The organism is Phytobacter sp. SCO41, from assembly GCF_003073275.1.
In the GTDB taxonomy this organism is placed as follows: Bacteria; Pseudomonadota; Gammaproteobacteria; order Enterobacterales; family Enterobacteriaceae; genus Phytobacter; species Phytobacter diazotrophicus.
On sequence record NZ_CP027225.1, the window covers coordinates 892,638 to 911,218 of the forward strand.

Annotated in this window: 15 protein-coding genes; 6 read left to right on the top strand and 9 right to left on the bottom strand. The window is 56.2% G+C overall.

The window, feature by feature from the left end:
- Positions 1–52: 52 nt before the first annotated feature.
- From endA to C5523_RS04450, 6 genes are all read right to left on the bottom strand, one after another.
- The gene (gene endA / locus C5523_RS04425) at positions 53–748 is read right to left on the bottom strand and encodes a deoxyribonuclease I (RefSeq protein ID WP_039078013.1); all 696 of its coding nucleotides are present in this window, start codon (positions 746–748) and stop codon (positions 53–55) included.
- A gap of 95 nt (positions 749–843) precedes the next feature.
- Positions 844–1,344: a SprT family zinc-dependent metalloprotease gene (locus tag C5523_RS04430; RefSeq protein ID WP_039078012.1), complete on the bottom strand. Its 501-nt coding sequence runs from the start codon at positions 1,342–1,344 to the stop codon at positions 844–846.
- Positions 1,345–1,423: 79 nt separating this feature from the next.
- Positions 1,424–2,245: an alpha/beta fold hydrolase gene (locus C5523_RS04435; RefSeq protein ID WP_039078011.1), complete on the bottom strand. Its 822-nt coding sequence runs from the start codon at positions 2,243–2,245 to the stop codon at positions 1,424–1,426.
- 47 nt (positions 2,246–2,292) lie between these two features.
- On the bottom strand, positions 2,293–3,921 hold the full coding sequence (locus tag C5523_RS04440) for an MFS transporter (RefSeq protein WP_108700648.1): 1,629 nt from the start codon (positions 3,919–3,921) through the stop codon (positions 2,293–2,295).
- The gene (locus tag C5523_RS04445; protein WP_082027065.1) at positions 3,905–4,330 is read right to left on the bottom strand and encodes a DoxX family protein; all 426 of its coding nucleotides are present in this window, start codon (positions 4,328–4,330) and stop codon (positions 3,905–3,907) included. The genes C5523_RS04440 and C5523_RS04445 overlap by 17 nt, the downstream gene beginning before the upstream one ends.
- A 5-nt stretch (positions 4,331–4,335) precedes the next feature.
- The gene (locus C5523_RS04450; RefSeq protein ID WP_071195991.1) at positions 4,336–6,210 is read right to left on the bottom strand and encodes an amidohydrolase; all 1,875 of its coding nucleotides are present in this window, start codon (positions 6,208–6,210) and stop codon (positions 4,336–4,338) included.
- A gap of 335 nt (positions 6,211–6,545) precedes the next feature.
- Between C5523_RS04450 and C5523_RS04455 the strand changes: the two genes are divergently transcribed.
- The 5 genes from C5523_RS04455 to C5523_RS04475 are packed head-to-tail and all read left to right on the top strand — an operon-like array spanning position 6,546 to position 13,778.
- Entirely contained in the window at positions 6,546–7,235 is a 690-nt protein-coding gene (locus C5523_RS04455; protein ID WP_039078007.1) for a hydrolase, read from the top strand.
- A 59-nt stretch (positions 7,236–7,294) separates the two neighbouring features.
- Positions 7,295–7,525, top strand: coding sequence for a DUF1427 family protein (locus C5523_RS04460; RefSeq protein WP_079497175.1), 231 nt, complete (start codon positions 7,295–7,297; stop codon positions 7,523–7,525).
- Positions 7,526–7,527: 2 nt separating this feature from the next.
- The gene (locus tag C5523_RS04465; RefSeq protein ID WP_108700649.1) at positions 7,528–7,782 is read left to right on the top strand and encodes a XapX domain-containing protein; all 255 of its coding nucleotides are present in this window, start codon (positions 7,528–7,530) and stop codon (positions 7,780–7,782) included.
- A gap of 26 nt (positions 7,783–7,808) precedes the next feature.
- Positions 7,809–8,180 carry a response regulator gene (locus C5523_RS04470; RefSeq protein WP_039078004.1) on the top strand — a complete coding sequence of 124 codons (372 nt, stop codon included), beginning with the start codon at positions 7,809–7,811 and terminating at the stop codon, positions 8,178–8,180.
- Between the two features lie 9 nt (positions 8,181–8,189).
- Complete coding sequence (locus C5523_RS04475) at positions 8,190–13,778, top strand: AAA family ATPase (RefSeq protein WP_108700650.1); 5,589 nt, start codon at positions 8,190–8,192, stop codon at positions 13,776–13,778.
- A gap of 9 nt (positions 13,779–13,787) precedes the next feature.
- Here C5523_RS04475 and C5523_RS04480 read toward each other — a convergent pair whose 3' ends face one another.
- From C5523_RS04480 to metK, 3 genes are all read right to left on the bottom strand, one after another.
- Positions 13,788–14,408 carry a response regulator transcription factor gene (locus C5523_RS04480; protein WP_071195995.1) on the bottom strand — a complete coding sequence of 207 codons (621 nt, stop codon included), beginning with the start codon at positions 14,406–14,408 and terminating at the stop codon, positions 13,788–13,790.
- A gap of 405 nt (positions 14,409–14,813) precedes the next feature.
- Positions 14,814–16,208, bottom strand: a complete 1,395-nt coding sequence (locus C5523_RS04485) for a sugar porter family MFS transporter (RefSeq protein ID WP_039078001.1) — start codon at positions 16,206–16,208, stop codon at positions 14,814–14,816.
- A 440-nt stretch (positions 16,209–16,648) separates the two neighbouring features.
- Positions 16,649–17,803: a methionine adenosyltransferase gene (gene metK / locus C5523_RS04490; RefSeq protein WP_039078000.1), complete on the bottom strand. Its 1,155-nt coding sequence runs from the start codon at positions 17,801–17,803 to the stop codon at positions 16,649–16,651.
- A 687-nt stretch (positions 17,804–18,490) separates the two neighbouring features.
- Between metK and yqgB the strand changes: the two genes are divergently transcribed.
- Entirely contained in the window at positions 18,491–18,580 is a 90-nt protein-coding gene (gene yqgB, locus C5523_RS04500; protein ID WP_271849771.1) for an acid stress response protein YqgB, read from the top strand.
- Position 18,581 lies beyond the last annotated feature (1 nt).

Genomic DNA, 18,581 nt, shown 5'->3' on the forward strand with positions numbered 1-18,581 from the left:
GTGGGGTGAGGGGCAATACACCTGCAAAATTTACAATTGCCGCTAGTGTAGGTTAGCTCTTTCGCGCCATGCAAGCGCGCTGCACGTAAGGGTTATGATTCCCCTGAACCTGAGCGATGCGCGACTCACGCGTACATTCCCAGTCGGTCACCGGGTAGAGTTTATCCCAGGCGGTAAAAAGCTGTGTCTGCTGGCGCGACAGGGTGAGCTGATACTGATCGCGCATATAGAAGTAGGTGCGGGCAATCACACCACGGGCGCTGGCAGGCGGCTCGGCCAGTTTGGCCTTGAAGTCGATCTTCATTTCACAGCGCCCGTACTGGCCTTCGCCACCGTTCCACTGGCCATACATAAAGTTGCCGCGATCGGCATTCACTTCACCCACGGCGGGTTGCAGGTTGTGCATATCGCTTTCCATCTTGCGATAAACAGGGTCTTTGGCGCAGTTTTTCCGCCCGCCATCTTGCCAGCACTGACGCTGATGGCCGAATTGCCAGGCCGGGACAACATGCTCCCATTCAATACGGCTGGCGCGGTTTTCATTTTTGCGCACCTTATAACCGCAGGAGGCCAGATCGACCACCCCTTTTTTTCCCTGCCACTGAATTTTACAGCCGCAATAAAAGTCGCCCGGAACGTCGGCGTTGACTTTAACCCCGGCGGCTTTGGCCTGCGCGAAGCTATTGATGCCGTCCGCCAGTACCGGCGCGCTGAGGATAAGCAGTAAAGATGAGATAACGCGTAACATTGCAAACTCCCTGTCAACTGGAGTGCGCAACGTAGCGGAAGCGATTGTCAGATGCAATCAGTTGGCGCGGAAAACATTCTTAATGGTTCATGTAATTAGCGCTCAGGTACCAGCGTTTCGCCGCACTGTACGCAGCGATAGGTGGTCTCACCGCGTACCACACGATTATGTCGCCGCACGGTCAACTGATGCTGTTGGCACTTGCAGCGGTAGGGAAAGGTATTGGGCCGCACCGACTCCAGCTCAAACTGGTGAGTACGGCGCGCAGGGACGCCGAGCACGCTTTCCATCATCCATTTCCACTCTTTACCGTGTGGCGGAACGCGGCCGAAATGTTTCCACACCAGCAAATGCGCCAGCTCGTGCGGCACCACCTCGTCGATAAACGCCTGTTGGTTTTCCATCAGCAACACGGGGTTCAGGCGGATTTCATACGTATTGAGCCAGGCTGTGCCTGCCGCAGTGCCCCGTTGCTGATAAACCAGTTTGGGTTCCGGATAGTTACGCTCAAGTTTCTGATTGGCCAGGGCAAGTTTTTCCCGCAGGCTGCGCATGACGGCCTGCTGTATAGCGATGGGGAGACGGGAGGTTTTCATAATCGCAGAGGATAGGGCGGGGAGCGGGGGAGTGCAAGAAAAAGCCTCCTCCGGACAGGGAGCGAGGCTTCATTCTGGCTTATAGCGATTGCAGGAAGGTCAGCAGATCGTTGTTCAGTTGATCCTGATGGGTGACCGCAAAACCGTGCGGCGCGTTGTCATACACTTTTAACTGCGCGCCCGGGATCATTTCTGCAGCCACTTTACCGGTCGATTCGAACGGTACGATCTGGTCGTTGCTGCCATGGATCACCAGAGTCGGCACGTCAACTTTGGCCATATCCGAACGGAAGTCGGTCTCGCCGAAAGCCGTGACGCAATCAATGGTCCCTTTGAGTGAGGCCAGCAAAGCAATGTTCAGCGTCTGGGTCAGTACACCCTGGGAAACCGTCTGCCCGGCGTTAATGCCATAGAACGGCGTGGCGAAATCGCTGATAAACTGCGCCCGGTCTTTGCGCAGTCCGTCGCGAATGCCCTCGAAAACGCTGGCATCGACACCCTGCGGGTAGTCCGCCGTTTTGCCGAAAATCGGTGTCACCGCACCCAGCAGGACCAGTGCTTTAACGCGCGCCGTGCCGTAACGACCGATATAACGCGACACATCGCCGCCGCCCATGGAGAAGCCCACCAGCGTCACATCCTGCAGATCAAGCGTGGTGATGAGGTCGTTAATGTCGGAGGCGAAGGTGTCGTAGTTGTATCCTTCCCACGGCTGGTCGGAGCGGCCAAAACCGCGGCGGTCAAAGGCGATGACGCGATAGCCGCGTTCGGCCAGGAAATTCAACTGGCTGTCCCACATATCGCCATCCAGCGGCCAGCCGTGGCTAAACAATACCGGTTTTCCCGCGCCCCAGTCTTTGTAATAAATCTGCGTACCGTCCTGCGTTTTGATTGTGCTCATACGTAAATCCTCACTGTCGCTCTTGCTTGGGTTGATGTGGGTAACTGTTACATTATGGGTGCTATCAGATAACGTGCTTCGGGAAGATGTCCGCCGCGATGGAAGGCCTGTACCTTACTTTGAATCAGCAGGTCATTTACCGTGTGGCGCTCCAGTTGGCGCAAATGTTCAATCCAGGTGCCGACCACGAACGACTCCACAAAGACGCCGGGGCGCTGGATATCCTCATACACAGACCAGCTTAGTGCGCCGCCGCGTACCCGCACCCGGCGAATCTCCTGGATACAGACGACGAAGCGCGAGACATCCTCGGGATCGATCAGATATTCATACATCACCATGACCGGGCCACGTTCATGTGAGATATCGAGCGCCTGGGCATTACTGTCGATATCACGAATGTCCAGATTGAGGTCAGGATCTTTATTCAGTTGCCAGCGTAGCACCGTCAGGCTTGCCAGCAGCATGCCCACCGTTGCCACGCACAATGAGGCAGGAATACTAAAGTGCGATGCCAGTTGGCCCCAGATGGCGCTACCGAGCGTCATCGAACCAAAAAAGACGGTCAGATAGACCGCCAGCGCGCGGGCTTTCACCCATTTGGCGGCGCTACGCTGCGCCCCGACATTGAGGGTGGAGAGCACCGCAATCCAGGCGAAACCGGTTAAGAATTCAAACGCATTGAGCAGCCAGAAATGACGGATAAACGCCAGCGCCAGCATGCTGATCGCGAAAATCACGCTATTAATCACCATCAGCCGGTCCGGGTTGAAGCGCTTACGTAAACGCGGTAGCACAATCGCACCGCAAATCGCCCCCAGGCCGATACAGGCCAGCATGATGCCGTAACCGCCAGGCCCAAGGCCCAGTTCACGGCGGGCCACCAGCGGCAACAGCGCCCAGCCTGCGCTGGCGAAGGTAAAGAACGCCACGGTACGCACCAGCACGTTACGCAGTACCGGAGCGGCATGCACATAGCGCAGCCCGGCGCGAACGGCGGGGAAAAAGTGCTCCGGCGGCAGGCGCTGAATCAACGGTTCTGCTTTCCAGCGCCACAGCACCCAGGCGACGCCCAGCACTGATGTCGCATTGAGCGCGAATACCACCCACGGTCCGGCAAAAGAGAGGATCAGCCCGCCCAGCGCCGGGCCGATGGCGCGGCTGATGTTAATGCCGAGCGAGTTCAGCGCGATGGCCGGGGCCAGTTCGTGTTTTTCCACCAGGTCCGGCACGATGGCCTGAAACGGCGGAGAACTCATGGCCGCGCCAGTGCTTAATAAGAAGGCCGCAACCAGCAGCACCGTTGGCGTTACTAACCCGGCTAAAGAGAGCAGGGTTAGCCCGCTGGCGGCAATAAACACCCACAACTGGGAAAACAGCAGATATTTGCGTCGGTCGACAATGTCCGCCATCACCCCGGAAGGGAGGGCGAAGAGAAACATCGGCAGACTGCTCGCCGCCTGAACCAGCGCCACGGAAAGCGGGTTGGCGCTTAACGTCAGCATGGTCCAGTTCACCCCCACATCGTTCATCCATGAACCGATGTTAGAGACCACCGTGGCAATCCATAGCATCCGAAATACCGGCTGGCGCAGTGGCTGCCAGGAGGAGGCGCCAGCGGATGCGGCCGACGGGGTTTGTACCGTCGCCGCGTGAACATCATTGACTTGCGCCATGCCTGAACTCCTGGTTGCCCGGCATACTTAGCCGCCATTTACCCGGGCCGGTTAATGCCAGCGTGGTGAAGATGATGAGCAGCAGCCAGCCAAATTGTCCTTCCGCGATACTCCATTGCGGGTGCACAGCCAGCATGGCAACCAGCAGCACGCCGATAATCGGCAGACAGGCCAGCCGCGTGCCAACACCGAAAATGATGAATATCGGACATACCACCTCTGCCAGAATGGCAGGTAGCAGGCTGAACCAGGGGCCAAAGCCGAACGGATCCTCAATGCGGGTGAGCTCTTCATGAAAATTCAGCACCTTCGGCAGACCATGCACATAGAGAAGCAGCAGCCCGCCGGTCAGGCGCAGGAAGAACAGCCCCGCATCAATACGGGGCGACATCAGCGTTGTATTTTTCATAGGCATCAGAACGCAAAGCAGCTACAGCCGAGCGCGCCCCAGAAGGCGTTATCGTCTGAAACCGGAATGGAAGATCCGCGTGCCACACCATGCTGGTGGTTATGCACGCCGCACGGGCCGCTACAGTGGTGTGCGGCGGGCATCATGCCGACACGTGTTTGCTGTGGCGGCGCGCTGCGGTAGTGACCCGGCACGTTGACCACCGGCGACCACTCCGGCAGCACCGGAATTGCAGGCGGGGCTTCTGAGCTGAAACCGCCCGCGGCATAGACGATATTGCCATTGACTACGGTCAACACCGACTCAATGCCTTTGATCTCCTCTTCCGGTACGCGAAAATAGTCCTTGCTCAGCACGGCGAGGTCAGCCAGTTGGCCCACTTTTATCTGGCCTTTTTTGCCCTGTTCGCTTGAGAACCAGGCGCTGCCCTGTGTCCAGAGCATCAGCGCGGTGTCGCGGTCCAGGCGCGCATTAACGTCGTACATCTGCATACCGCCGACGGTGCGCCCGGAGACCAGCCAGTACAACGCAGTCCACGGATTGTAGCTGGCCACGCGGGTCGCGTCGGTTCCCAGCCCGACCGGTACGCCGGTTTCGAGCATTTTCGTTACCGGCGGCGTGTGGCGCACCGCGTCCATGCCATAACGTTCCGCGAAGTACTCACCCTGAAACGCCATACGGTGCTGCACGGCAATACCGCCGCCCAGCGCTTTGATGCGGTCAATGTTTTGCTGGGTCACGGTTTCTGCGTGGTCAAAGAACCAGTGCAGGCCATTAAACGGAATATCGCGGTTCACGCGCTCAAACACATCGAGCATGCGGCTGATGGATTCGTTATAGGTGGCGTGCAGGCGGAACGGCCAGCGGTGCTCGACCAGATGGCGCACCACGCGTTCCAGCTCATCTTCCATGCCTGGCGCGAGGTCCGGGCGCGGTTCAAGGAAATCTTCAAAATCCGCGGCAGAGAAGACCAGCATTTCACCCGCGCCGTTGTGACGGAAGAAATCGGTGCCCTGACCCGGAGTCAGCATGTCGGTCCATTTCTCGAAATCTTCCAGCTCATGGCCGGGGCGCTGGGTAAAGAGGTTGTAGGCGATGCGAATGGTCATCTGCTCTTTGGCGTGCAGTTCGCTTATCACTTCATAATCTTCGGGGTAGTTCTGGAAGCCGCCGCCCGCGTCGATAGCGCTGGTGAGGCCCAGACGGTTTAGCTCGCGCATAAACTGACGGGTGGAGTTAACCTGCTGTTCCAGCGGCAGCTTCGGCCCTTTGGCCAGCGTGGCATAGAGGATCATGGCATTTGGCCGCGCAATCAGCATGCCGGTGGGATTGCCGTTGCTGTCGCGCTGGATCTCTCCCCCTGGCGGGTTCGGCGTATCTTTGGTGTAGCCGACAACGCGCAGGGCGGCGCGGTTGAGCAGGGCGCGGTCATAGAGATGAAGGATAAAGACCGGGGTATCCGGCGCGGCGTCGTTGATCTCCTCCAGGGTCGGCATCCGGCGTTCGGCAAACTGGAATTCGCTCCAGCCGCCCACCACGCGTACCCATTGTGGCGAGGGGGTGCGCAGCGCCTGTTCTTTCAGCATCCGCAGGGCGTCCGCCAGCGATGGTACCCCTTCCCAGCGCAGTTCGAGGTTATAGTTGAGACCGCCGCGAATCAGGTGCAGGTGCGAGTCGTTAAGCCCTGGAATGGCGGTGCTGCCTTTGAGATCCACCACTTTGCTGCCGTCGCTGTGATATTCCATTACTTCGGCCTGGGAGCCTACCGCCAGGAATTTGCCGTCACGGATGGCGACCGCTTCTGCAACCGGGTTTTCCCTGTCTACCGTATGAAATTTGCCGTTGAGTAATATCAGTTCAGCTTTGCCGAGCGAGACCATAAATCCTCCTGTCTGAGACATCCGAAGCAGGCATAATCCCGCCGGACGATAAGATGCGATGCTCCGTCAGAACAGAGCGTGGAAGTGGGAGGGATTATGGTGAGCTGGCGAAAACGGCGTCTAGTTATACGAAGGTATACCTATACGAACGTATAGTTATACACAGAGATAATAGTTCTCATTTCTGACAACTCTTACTATCCGTCCCGACAGCAGCGTCCGGGACGAACGTCATTTCGCCTGTCTGAGCAGCGCGAGAATACCCCGGTCACTGTCAGCAAAACGTCCGCTCCCCTTTCACGGGAAACTGCTACTTAACGACAACGGGTATTCTTATGACCAACGCTAAGCTTGAAGTACTGACTCCCCAGAATTGCCAGATTATTTTTATCGATCAGCAGCCGCAGATGGCGTTTGGCGTGCAATCTATTGACCGCCAGGTGCTGAAAAACAATGTTGTTGGCCTGGCGAAAGCGGCAAAAGTTTTCAACATTCCGACCACCATCACCACCGTTGAGACGGAAAGCTTCTCCGGAAATACCTTCCCTGAACTGCTGGACGTATTCCCCGAGCACGACCTTCTTGAGCGCACATCCATGAACTCCTGGGATGACCAGAAAGTGCGTGATGCGCTGGCGAAAAATGGCCAGAAAAAAGTGGTGGTATCCGGCCTGTGGACGGAAGTGTGCAACAACACGTTCGCCCTGTGTGCCATGCTGGAAGGCGGCTATGAAATCTATATGGTGGCTGACGCTTCCGGCGGTACCTCGAAAGAAGCGCATGATTACGCGATGCAGCGCATGATTCAGGCGGGTGTGATCCCGGTGACCTGGCAGCAGGTGTTGCTGGAGTGGCAGCGCGACTGGGCGCACAAAGAGACCTACAACGCGGTGATGGATATCGTCAAAGAACACTCCGGTGCTTACGGGATGGGCGTTGATTACGCGTATACCATGGTGCACAAAGCGCCAGCGCGTGCCAAAGGGGCGCACCGTACTCTGGCGCCGGTGCCGGCTAATAAATAATGTGCAGGGGCGGTGCGTCAGCGTCGCCCGGCTCTGAACCCGATAAGGGGAGAATGACCATGAGTACAGCGCTCATTTCCCTCGGCGCAGGTGTGTTTATTGGGCTGGTCTATGCTTTGCTGAATGTCCGTTCGCCAGCCCCGCCGGCGGTAGCCCTGGTGGGGCTGCTAGGCATGCTGGCGGGAGAGCAGGCGGTCTCAGCGCTGCGCTCACACCATGAACCCCAGGCCGCCATTAGTCAGCCACAGGCCGCAGTGCAAACGGCGGACCGCCATCCAGAGGCAGGCTAACCATGTTGAAATCGTACGTAATTTCCCTGGCAACGGGCCTGTTAGTGGGTGTTATCTATGGCGCAATGCAGGTTCACTCACCCGCACCACCGATCATCGCCCTGCTGGGCCTTTTTGGTATGCTGGTCGGCGAACAACTGATTCCGCTCGCCCGTCGACTTCTGCGCCGCGAGCCGGTGACAATGGCCTGGTTTCGTCATGAATGTGTGCCCAAAATCAGCGGCACGCCACCTACTGACGACAAACGCGCCCCTTAGCCTGAGGGCAGACAGAGGAGTACGGCATGAGGCTGTCACCGCGCATTGTCATTATTGATGATGAACGTTCCGTCCGTAGTGGATTAAGCAACCTGCTCCAGTCGGAGGGGTACGACTCTGACGCCTTCGACTCTGCGGAGGCATTTCTTCATCATGAATCTGCGCTGTCTGACGCATCTCTGCTTATTATTGATATCAAGCTCAAAGGCATGAGTGGCCTGGACCTGTATCGCCGGGTAGCTCAACTTGCCGCGCCGCCGCCGGTGATTTTTATCTCCGGACATGAAGATGAAAACCTGTCGCGTTATGCTCCGGAGTTTGGGGGCGTTACACTGCTGCGTAAGCCCATTAAAATCGAAACGCTGCTGGAACAGATCCGCCGCGAACTCTCTGTGTGAGGAGCGCTAATGAGCGAGAAACTTTCTGCTGCCGGTAAAATGATGGATAGTGAGGTGGTCACCTTAACCGATGACATCATTTTCACTCCGCTGACGCAGGAAGGAGGGATCGCCTGGACGCTTTGCCAGCCGCTACACTCCGGCAGCAGTTTTATTCTTGCCTGCGCGGCCGTCTCAAGTGATGAAGCCGCGTTTCATACCACCCAACGCTTAAAAAATGAATTTGCGCTGCGCAGGCGACTCTCTGGCGCATGGGCGGTAAAGCCGTTCAGCAGTACCAGTTACCATGGCCATTACGCGCTGGTCTATACGCCATTTCCTTTCCGCACGCTTGCACAACTGCCTCGCCTGCGCACCCGAAGCATTGCCGATTTTCTTTCGGTTGCCATTGGCCTGTGTGCCCCGCTACGCCAGATGCATGCGCAGGGATTAATGCACAGCGATATCAAACCCGGTCACTTTTTTATCGACCCCGGCGGCGCTTACCGTTTGGGCGGTTTTGGCCTCGCCAGCGAAGGGACGGATGCCTTTGACCCGTCTCGCCTGACGGAGCCTGGCGGTACGCTGGCGTACATGTCGCCGGAGCACACCTCCCGTACGCCGGACAGGGTCGACAGCCGCAGCGATCTCTATAGCCTTGGCATTGTGCTCTACGAGTTGCTGACCGGCGAGCTGCCTTTCGATCTCAGCGAAGGCGGGCAGGCGGAATGGGCCCATCATCATATTGCCTCCGCTCCCAGACCACCCCGACAGGTACGCTCATCGGTTCCGGCAACGCTGTCGGATATTATTTTGCGACTGCTGGAAAAATCGCCGGACAATCGTTACCAGACGGTCGACGGGTTGATTGCCGACCTGCGTCGCTGCGAGGCTTCGCTGGCCAAAAATGGTGAAATTACGCCGTTTATTCCCGGCTTGCAGGACCGGGTAGCCGCGCGTTTGCAGCCGGACCCGCTTTTTCTCGACCATCCGCAGCACCATCAACTGCTGACGGTATTTGACCGGGTGGTGGAAAGTGGCGCGCATGCCCTGGTCACGATCGGTGGGCCGCCGGGCTGCGGTAAATCTTCGCTCATTGCCTCGGCGCTCAGGAAGCTGCAACAGCGGCAGGCGTTACTCGCCGTGAGTAAGGCCGACCAGTATTCGCCGGTTCTGCCTTATACGGTCATTGCCTCTGCGTTTCGCGCGCTGACCCTTTGGTTACTAGGCCAGGGGGCGGAAGAGGTGGCCCGCTGGAAAATGCGTTTAACACGGGCGCTTGGCGTTCATGCCGCGCTGGCGGTCAATCTGGTGCCGGAGTTAGGTCTACTGCTTGAAAACCCGCCCCTGGCTGTTGTGAATACCCAGGCGGCGGATAGCCGAATGCGTTTCAATATGATGGCGCATCGGCTGGTTGAGGCGTTTGCCACCCCGGACCGACCGCTGGTTCTGCTGATTGATGATATTCACTGGATAGATCAGGCCAGCCTGCACCTGCTGGAACACCTTATCAGTTGCAGCGAGTCGCTGCCGCTGCTGCTGGTGGTTTCGTACGCTGACAGCGGTGTGTTTGCGGATGCCAGCGAACAGGCGCAGTTGTCGACACTGCGCGTTGGTGCCCGCTATACCGTCGAGCTGCGGCCTGAGCCGTTGAGCGTGAAAGCGGTGTCGCGATGGCTGGCGGAACTGTTGCAGACGCGGGCCGCCTGCCTTGGCGAACTGGCGGCGCTGATCCACGAAAAAACCGACGGTAACCCACTCTTTACCCATGAGTTTATTCAGCGCATCGTCAAAGACGGGCTGATTACCCATCACAAACAGCACGGCAAGTTGCACTACGACGCACAGGCGATCCGTTCACGTAATTACACGGAAAATGTGGCAAGCCTTGTCCTGCAACAACTGGCGGAGATGCCCCCCCTGACGCGCAGACTGCTGGGTTGTCTGGCCTGCGTGGGGGGAAACGGTAATCCCGAACTGCTCAGCGCGATGCAGAAGATAGCGCCGGAGCTGCTACATGAACAGCTTCTGCCTGCGGTTGCCGCCCGACTGATCAGCCGCAGCGGCGACCAGTATGCCTTTACCCATGATCGGGTGCAGAAGGCGGCGCAGGAATTGCTCGAAGCGGATGATATTTGTCATCTCAATTTTGCTGCCGCGCGGTTCTTTACTGAGGCCGTCTCACAAAATGACAGCAATGAAAATCTGTTTCTGGCGGTCCACCACATTGCGTCATCCATCGACTGTATTCGCGTATCTCCCGAACGCGACCATTATCGTGCGATCTGCCGTCTTGCCGCGCAGCGCGCCCGGTTGACCGGGGATTACGCCTCGGCGGTGCGCTATCTGCGTACCGCGCGGTTATTGAAAGAAGATGCCCTGATTACCGCGCCTGATGAGGATTTCGCGCTCGTTTTTGAAGAGGCGGAGTGTGAGTTTTTGCAGGGTAATCTTCCATCTGCGCTGACCCTGTGTCATCAACTCCTGCGCGCGCCCGGCAGCCTGCAACAAAAGGCGATTACCGCAGGCATGATGGCAGAAGTGCAGATGCGACAGTCGGATATGAGCCTTGCGCTGGAGACCGCCCTGGCCTGGCTTGCGGTGTTCGGTATTCACCTGAGCCGTGCGCCGACAGATGCTGAGTGCGACGAGGGCTGGCAAATCATTGAGGCCCGTCTTGGAGATGAGCCGGAAAGCCATTTTCGCCAGCTTGCGCGAATTAATAACCCCGAGGCAGAAGCCGTCATCAACCTGATGCTCAGCGCCAGTATGTTTGCCGCGTTTACCGCCCCGCGCCTGCATTTTCTTTTACTCTGCAGGGTCATACTAATGACCCTGGAGCATGGCGTTAGCGGCGCGTTTACCACGGCGATTGCCTGGTATGGCGTCATGATTGGTTGTCGCTATCACGCCTACGAAAAGGGGTACAGGTATACGCTGCTGGGGCGCGATTTGGTTGAGGAGCAACCTCTAACCCCCTTTATGGGCCGTACCTTTCTGGCGGTGGATTTGTGCAGTGCCTGGGTGAAGCCGCTTAGCGTTGCGGTGGATCACGCTAAAGCGTGCTTTACGGCGGCGGTCGAGCACGGGGATTTAACCGCCGCCTGCTTTATTATCCGCCATCAGACGATGAACTTCCTGATCCGTGGCGATCACCTCGACGGGGTGCTGACGACCATTGAAGGTGGGCTGAGTTTTATCCGCAAACTACGTTTCCCGGATGTCGAGGTCATGCTTCTTATCCAGCGCCTGTACGTTAACCATTTGCGTAGCGCCGGTTCGGGCAATTTAAGTGGTCATAACCTCTATTCCGAGGCGCTCCTGAACGCGACCAATAAGCATGAGAGTCAGCCGATACCGCTGACTATTTTCTGGTTCTGGCTCTATCAGGGAATGGCCCATTTTATGGCGGGTGAGTATGACGATGCTTCCCGTTGCCTGGAAAAGGCGGCCCCGGTAGCCGATATGGTGCCGGGCTATCTGCATCTGCTGGATTACCATTTCTACAGCGCCCTCTCACTGGCACAGAGGGTGACGCCGACAACCGTGACGCCCGCACAGCGGGAAACCCTTGTCGTTCATTATGACGTTATCGCCCGCTGGGCGGAGCATAACCCGACGACCTTTGCCGACAAGGCGGCGCTGGTACGTGCGGAGCTGGCGAGACTGGAGCAGAGCAACGATATCGCCATCGGCTGGTACGAAAACGCGATAGCCCTTTCCGCAGAGACTGAATGCCACCCGGTGAATGGGCTGGCGTGTGAACTGGCCGGGGGTTTTGCCAAAGCGATGGGCTGGCATGTCGCCGCAGATGGCTATTTCAAAAATGCTTTCTCCGCCTGGCGGCGCTGGGGGGCGGTGGCAAAACTACGTCAGCTTGAACGCCTGTACCCCCATCTGGCCTCCTCAGGGCCACGTTCGCCTTATGACACCATCACTTTCGCGCAAAACGAAATGATGCACGATCTGGAAAGTGTTTTGCGGGCGGTACGTGCCATGACCGAGGAGATTGACCTCGACCGCCTCGTCCATACGTTGATGACGATGTTACTGGAGCGGGCGGGGGCGCAGCGTGGGCTGTTGATTCGCATCCTTGATAATACCATTCCCGAAACCCAGGCGTGGGCGGAAACATCCTCGGAAGGGGTGAAGGTACAGATTGTCCGGGAGCGCCCCTTGGCTACCGATATGCCGCTGTCGGTACTGGCGGCGGTGATGCGTACCGGGCAGGAGATTCGTATCAGCAAGTCTGAGTTGTTCGGCCCGTTCAGTCAGGATCCCTATCTGGTAACGTCCGGCGCGGGCATTATGTGCGTACCGATGCATAAACAGGGCAAGCTGGTGGGGGTGCTGTATCTGGAAAATCGGGTGATGCCGGAGATTTTCACCGCCGGGCATTCGCGTATCGTCAGGATGCTGGCGGCGCAGGCGGCGGTTTCGCTGGAGACTGCGCGCCTTTATGCCGAGCGGGTCGAAGAGAATGTGCAGCGTCGCCGGGCGGAAAAAGAGCTACGCGCCAGCCAGACCTCGCTGATGCTTGGGGAGAAAATCAGCAATACCGGCACCTGGCGCTGGGAGCTGGAACAGGATGTGATGTTTGTTTCCGACGAGTATGCGCGCATTCTTGGCCTGCCCGACCATCAGCGTACGCTATCAATGGCCGACTTTATGACGCTGGTGCATCCGGAGGATTTCCCCCGGATCAACACGCTGGTTAACGATAGTGTGCGTAATGGCGTCTCCATGCGGGCGGAGTTTCGTATTTTCCGCCCGGACGGGGAGTGCCGTTATATTCTGGGCGTGGGCAACCCGGTGGAATATGAGGCTAACGTCACGGAGTATTTCGGCGTTATCACGGATATCACGGCGCGCCGCCAGTCTGAGGATGCGGTTCGCGTGGCGCAGGCCGATCTCGCCCGTGTTTCCCGCGCGACCACCGTTGGTCAACTGACGGCCTCTATCGCCCATGAGATTAACCAGCCGCTGATGTCGATTGTGGCCAATGCGGGCGCCAGTCTGCGCTGGCTGAGCCGCGAGCCTGCGATGCTCGGTAATGCGCGCGCAAGCCTTGAGGAGATCATCAGCGAGGGTGAGCGGGCGGGTAATATTATCCGCGGCTTGCAGGCGCTAACGCGCAACCAGACCTCTGCCTGCACGCGCATTAACCTGCATCACCTTGTCTACCATATTGTGGCGCTGTCGCGCAGCGAACTGGAACGTCAGGAGATCGCGTTGCATTACCATCTTGCGGCGCAGGATGCTGAGATTTTTGGCGATAGCGTACAAATACAGCAGGTGCTGTTAAACCTGATCGTCAATGCGATCGATGCCATGGCGGGGATAGACGATCATCCGCTAATGCTGACGGTGAGTTCAGAGAATCCGCAACCCGGTAAAATTCGCCTGGCCATCGCCGATACCGGCGTAGGCTTTACGCCCGAAGTGCAGAAGCGTCTGTTTGACTCCTTCTATACCACCAAGGAGCAGGGTATGGGGATGGGGCTGAGTATCAGCTACGGCATTATTGAAAAGCACGGCGGTAAATTGACGGCGGAACCTCGCCAGCCTTGCGGCAGTGTCTTTACCTTTACCTTGCCGACACACCCCGCTGAAGCCTGAACCTGGCCGCTATCGCCCGAGGGTTTTTTGAATATTCAGACGGTCTGCAGCCCTGACCAGATCGGTCAGGGAACGGACCTGCATTTTCTCCATCACCCGTTTTTTATGTACTTTGGCGGTGATCTCGCTAACGCCCATTTCGGTGGCGATCTGTTTATTCAGCAGGCCACCAATCGCCAGTTGAAACACCTCTTTTTCGCGCGGCGTCAGTGAGTCATAACGCGTGGTCAACGCCTGTATCTCTTGCGTTTCGTCGAGGGTTTTCTCCGCCAGTTTCAGGGCATCGGCAACGGCCTGGAGCAGCAAGCCGGGGACAGCGGGTTTGGTCATAAATTCATATGCCCCTGCCTTCATCGCTTTGACCGAGAGCGGAATGGTGCCAAAACCGGTCAGGAAAATAACCGGAATCACATGTCCAAGCCGGGAAAGGGCGTCGGTGACGTCGAAACCGCTGGCGCCGGGCATATTCATATCCAGAATCAGACAGCCTGGCTGTGAGGTAAAAGGGTGGGACAGAAACGCTTGCGCTGAGGAAAAGTCGGCCACCCGATAATCCTCCGCTCGCAGCAGGCTGACCAGCGCCTGCCTGACGGAATTATCATCGTCCACAACGTAAACAATGTGATCCATGCGTGTTCCTGGCTATTAAAGAATATGCCCGTGCAAGGAAAAGACGGACGGGAAGCGACACCCGCCATGTTCCTTACATTACAGTGACATACATATGTTTTTACTAAATAATAACTGAATGTTAACACAATAATTATCATTATCATGTTTCAAATGAAAATAATAAAAATGAATGGCGTAATAACTAACGTTTCACTCTTCGGGGGCGTTGGAAGATAGAAAATGGCGTATTGGCCGCAGCAAGCGCAGGGCGGTGGAAATTTTTGCCGATATGAATGTCACCGTAGCGGGTAGAAAATTCAGATTATTCTGCCAGAAGGTGAGCAGGCCAGCCGTCGGATGAGGGCTGGCCTGCGGTATCGCATGTGGAAGAGCGTGCCAGTGGTTTACAGGCACGCCATCAACTTAATTATGGGAACCGATTTCGCGCAGCGGACGACCTTTCATCAGATTACGTTCGATATGCTCCAGCGAAATATGTTTGGTTTCCGGAACCAGCCACAGCGTCAGGATAATAAACAGGACGTTCAGACCACCATAGACCCAGAAGGTATTGGCGTTGCCAAGGGAGTCCAGCATGGTGAGGAACGTGGCGCCGACAATCATGTTCGCTATCCAGTTGGTTGCTGTTGAGCAGGTGATACCAAAATCACGCCCTTTCAGCGGCTGAATTTCCGAGCACAGCACCCAGATGACCGGACCGGCACTCATGGCAAACCCGACAATAAACATCAGCAGCATGGCGACGGCGAAGTATTGTGCGCCCTGCGAGTGAATGCCCAGATGCAGCATGGTCCCCAGAACCCCCATGCCGACAGCCATCACCAGGAAGCCAAGCACCAGCGTGGGTTTGCGGCCCCAGCGGTCGACAACGCCGATCGCAATAAAGGTGGCCAGGACGTTGGTCAGACCGACGATGACCGTCCCCCACATTTGCTGCGTGGTATTACTGTAGCCTGCCAGTTCGAAGATTTTCGGCGCGTAATACATGATGACGTTCATACCGGTGAACTGCTGCATCACCTGCAACAGCACGCCAAGGAAGACCGCGCGACGGAAATTGTTGTTCTCTTTAAACAGCGCCCAGCCGGTCTGTTTCACCTGCAGGCTTTCGCGAATTTCATCCAGCTCGTTTTTGGCTTCGGCGCTCGTATCACGCAGGCGTAACAGCACGCGTTCAGCGTCATGGAAACGGCGTTTGGCGGCATACCAGCGCGGGCTATCCGGCAGGAAGAACACGCCGATAAGCAGCAGGATCGCCGGAATAACAATCACGCCGAGCATCCAGCGCCATGCGCCGCTATAGCTAAATGCTGTATCCGACAGATAAGCACCGAGAATACCGATGGTGATCATCAACTGGTACATCGAAATCATACTGCCACGGATTTTTTCCGGCGCTATTTCGGACAGATAGAGCGGGGCGGTATAAGACGCGATCCCCACAGCAAGACCAAGAATAATGCGGGAAATAATCAGTACTTCGACGTTAGGGGCAACGGCAGAACACAGAGAACCAATAACAAAGAGGATTGCGCCGATCATCAGGCTTTTTTTACGCCCGAGTTTCCACGACATCCATCCGCTACCCACGGCGCCGACGGCGGCACCAAACATCATTGAACTGACCACCCACTCCTGTACGTGGGAGTCAATTTTAAAGTCATTGGTGATAAAGGGCAGCGCCCCGGCGATAACACCAATATCCAGGCCAAAGAGAAGTCCTGCCAGTGCAGCAAGGAAGCAGACAAAAAAGGTCATCGCCTTGTTTGAATGTCCCTGTTTTTTATTGTCAGGCATGATGCCCTCCATTCGTTATATCAGTTTTTGCGATGGTAAACGTAGGTCAATGCCGGGCTGTTTTTTGTGATGAACGTCACGCAAGTGTAATCGGTTACATTCGACCAAAAACGGGCAGGCAAATAAAACTGATAAATATTATAGATATAAGAAATAGAGGCGGGAGGGGATGACGGTAGTTTCGGACTAAACCGAAAGGGGGATGTAACAGCGGGCCTTTAATTAATGAAGACCGGGTAATAAGCAGTATCAATAACAGCAAGGCGGCTATGTAATCGTTATCATTAACGTATTGAAAACGCTTTAGAAGTTTAGTCGGTTTTTGTAAAAGCGCGGGATTACCGGGCTCTGAAAAGCAGCAGGCCAGCACAAGGCTGGCCTGTTAAACTCGGTCGCATCCGGGAAACACCCCAGACGCTTACCGGGGCTACGCCGTCCTGTTAGTTCAGGCCGGCAGCTTCACGCAACTGAGCCGCTTTGTCGGTTTTTTCCCATGGGAAGGTTTCGCGACCAAAGTGACCATAAGCAGCCGTTTGCTTATAGATCGGGTGCAGCAGGTCCAGCATCTGAATCAGACCATATGGACGCAGGTCGAAGAACTCGCGCACCAGCAGGATCAACTGTTCAGCAGGCACTTTCTCAGTACCGAAAGTTTCCACCATGATAGAGGTCGGTTCTGCCACGCCGATAGCGTAAGAGACCTGAATCTCACAACGGTCAGCCAGGCCAGCCGCTACGATGTTTTTCGCCACATAACGGGCTGCGTAGGCTGCGGAACGGTCAACTTTAGACGGATCCTTACCAGAGAACGCGCCGCCACCGTGACGCGCCATGCCGCCGTAGGTATCAACGATGATTTTACGACCGGTCAGGCCGCAGTCACCCATCGGGCCACCGATAACGAAACGGCCAGTCGGGTTGATAAAGAATTTGGTGGATTCGTTCAGCCACTCGGTCGGCAGGACCGGCTTGATGATCTCTTCCATTACCGCTTCTTTCAGCGATTTCTGGTCGATATCTTCTGCGTGCTGAGTAGAGAGAACGACCGCGTCGATGCCGACGATTTTGCCGTCGTCATACTGGAAAGTGACCTGGCTTTTCGCATCCGGGCGCAGCCACGGCAGGGTGCCGTTTTTACGCACTTCTGCCTGACGCTCAACCAGACGGTGTGCGTAGGTGATCGGCGCTGGCATCAGCACGTCGGTTTCGTTGGTCGCATAACCGAACATCAGACCCTGGTCGCCTGCACCCTGCTCCAGCGGATCGGCACGGTCAACGCCCTGGTTAATATCAGGAGACTGTTTACCAATTGCACTCAGTACCGCGCAAGAGTTGGCATCAAAACCCATATCAGAATGGATATAACCAATTTCACGAACGGTGTTACGGGTGATCTCTTCGATATCCACCCATGCGCTGGTAGTGATTTCACCACCGACCAGCACCATGCCGGTTTTTACATAGGTTTCACAGGCAACACGCGCTTTCGGATCCTGTTCGAGGATCGCATCAAGCACGGCGTCGGAGATTTGGTCAGCAATTTTGTCAGGATGCCCTTCTGAGACGGACTCGGACGTAAAAAGGTGTTTTGCCATATTGTGTTTTCACCCTGGAATAATACGGTTGGCTTAGACATTGTGTCAGGATGCCTTCACGGTTGTTCCGCGAGGACGTGCAGGTAGCGACACGGACTGTCTAAGTGTTAATCAGTATAGATGGATTAACATCTGGATGGCTATTCTAGGTTAATTCTTAATCCCATTGCCAGCGTTTTTTGAGTCTCCACAGGTTCTGTCTGAATTGGTTACAGAAATTTTCCCTATGGATGGCGCCAACGTAATTTTTTATTTTGCATTTTCACCCCGTTATCGGTATAAAACGCCGCGCGCGGCTCATATTAAAAGCGCACGGGACTTCTCGTGTTGCCACTTCCAGCCGGGTTAAGCAATTTATGGCTTTGGCTTGTCGCAGGTCGCAAGACGTGTGTGGAGGTGATACGAGATAATGAACCGTTGCTTTCAGCAGAATCCGTTGCGTCGTTCTGACGCGCGTTTATTCCCCGCAACCCGCATTTCAAATCTGCAAACCTGCCGATGTTATACCCATTTCGGCGCTTCTCAGGACTCCCGGGCCGGTATGGCACAGTGATGACTGAACAAGGGCTCTCCTGTTGATTCAGGGGTTTTCTCGTGGTTTCGCCGAACCGTCATATTTCGTTCGGTCACGTGTTTTACAATGTTATGAACAAGAAACCGGTCGCACAGTCGGCGTTTCAGCATCTTATGCTGCATAGCCAGACTGTTTATGGGTTGTTATCGCAACGTAACGTTGTGATAGTAGTTAACTGTTTTACACTTAATACAAAGAGTTGAG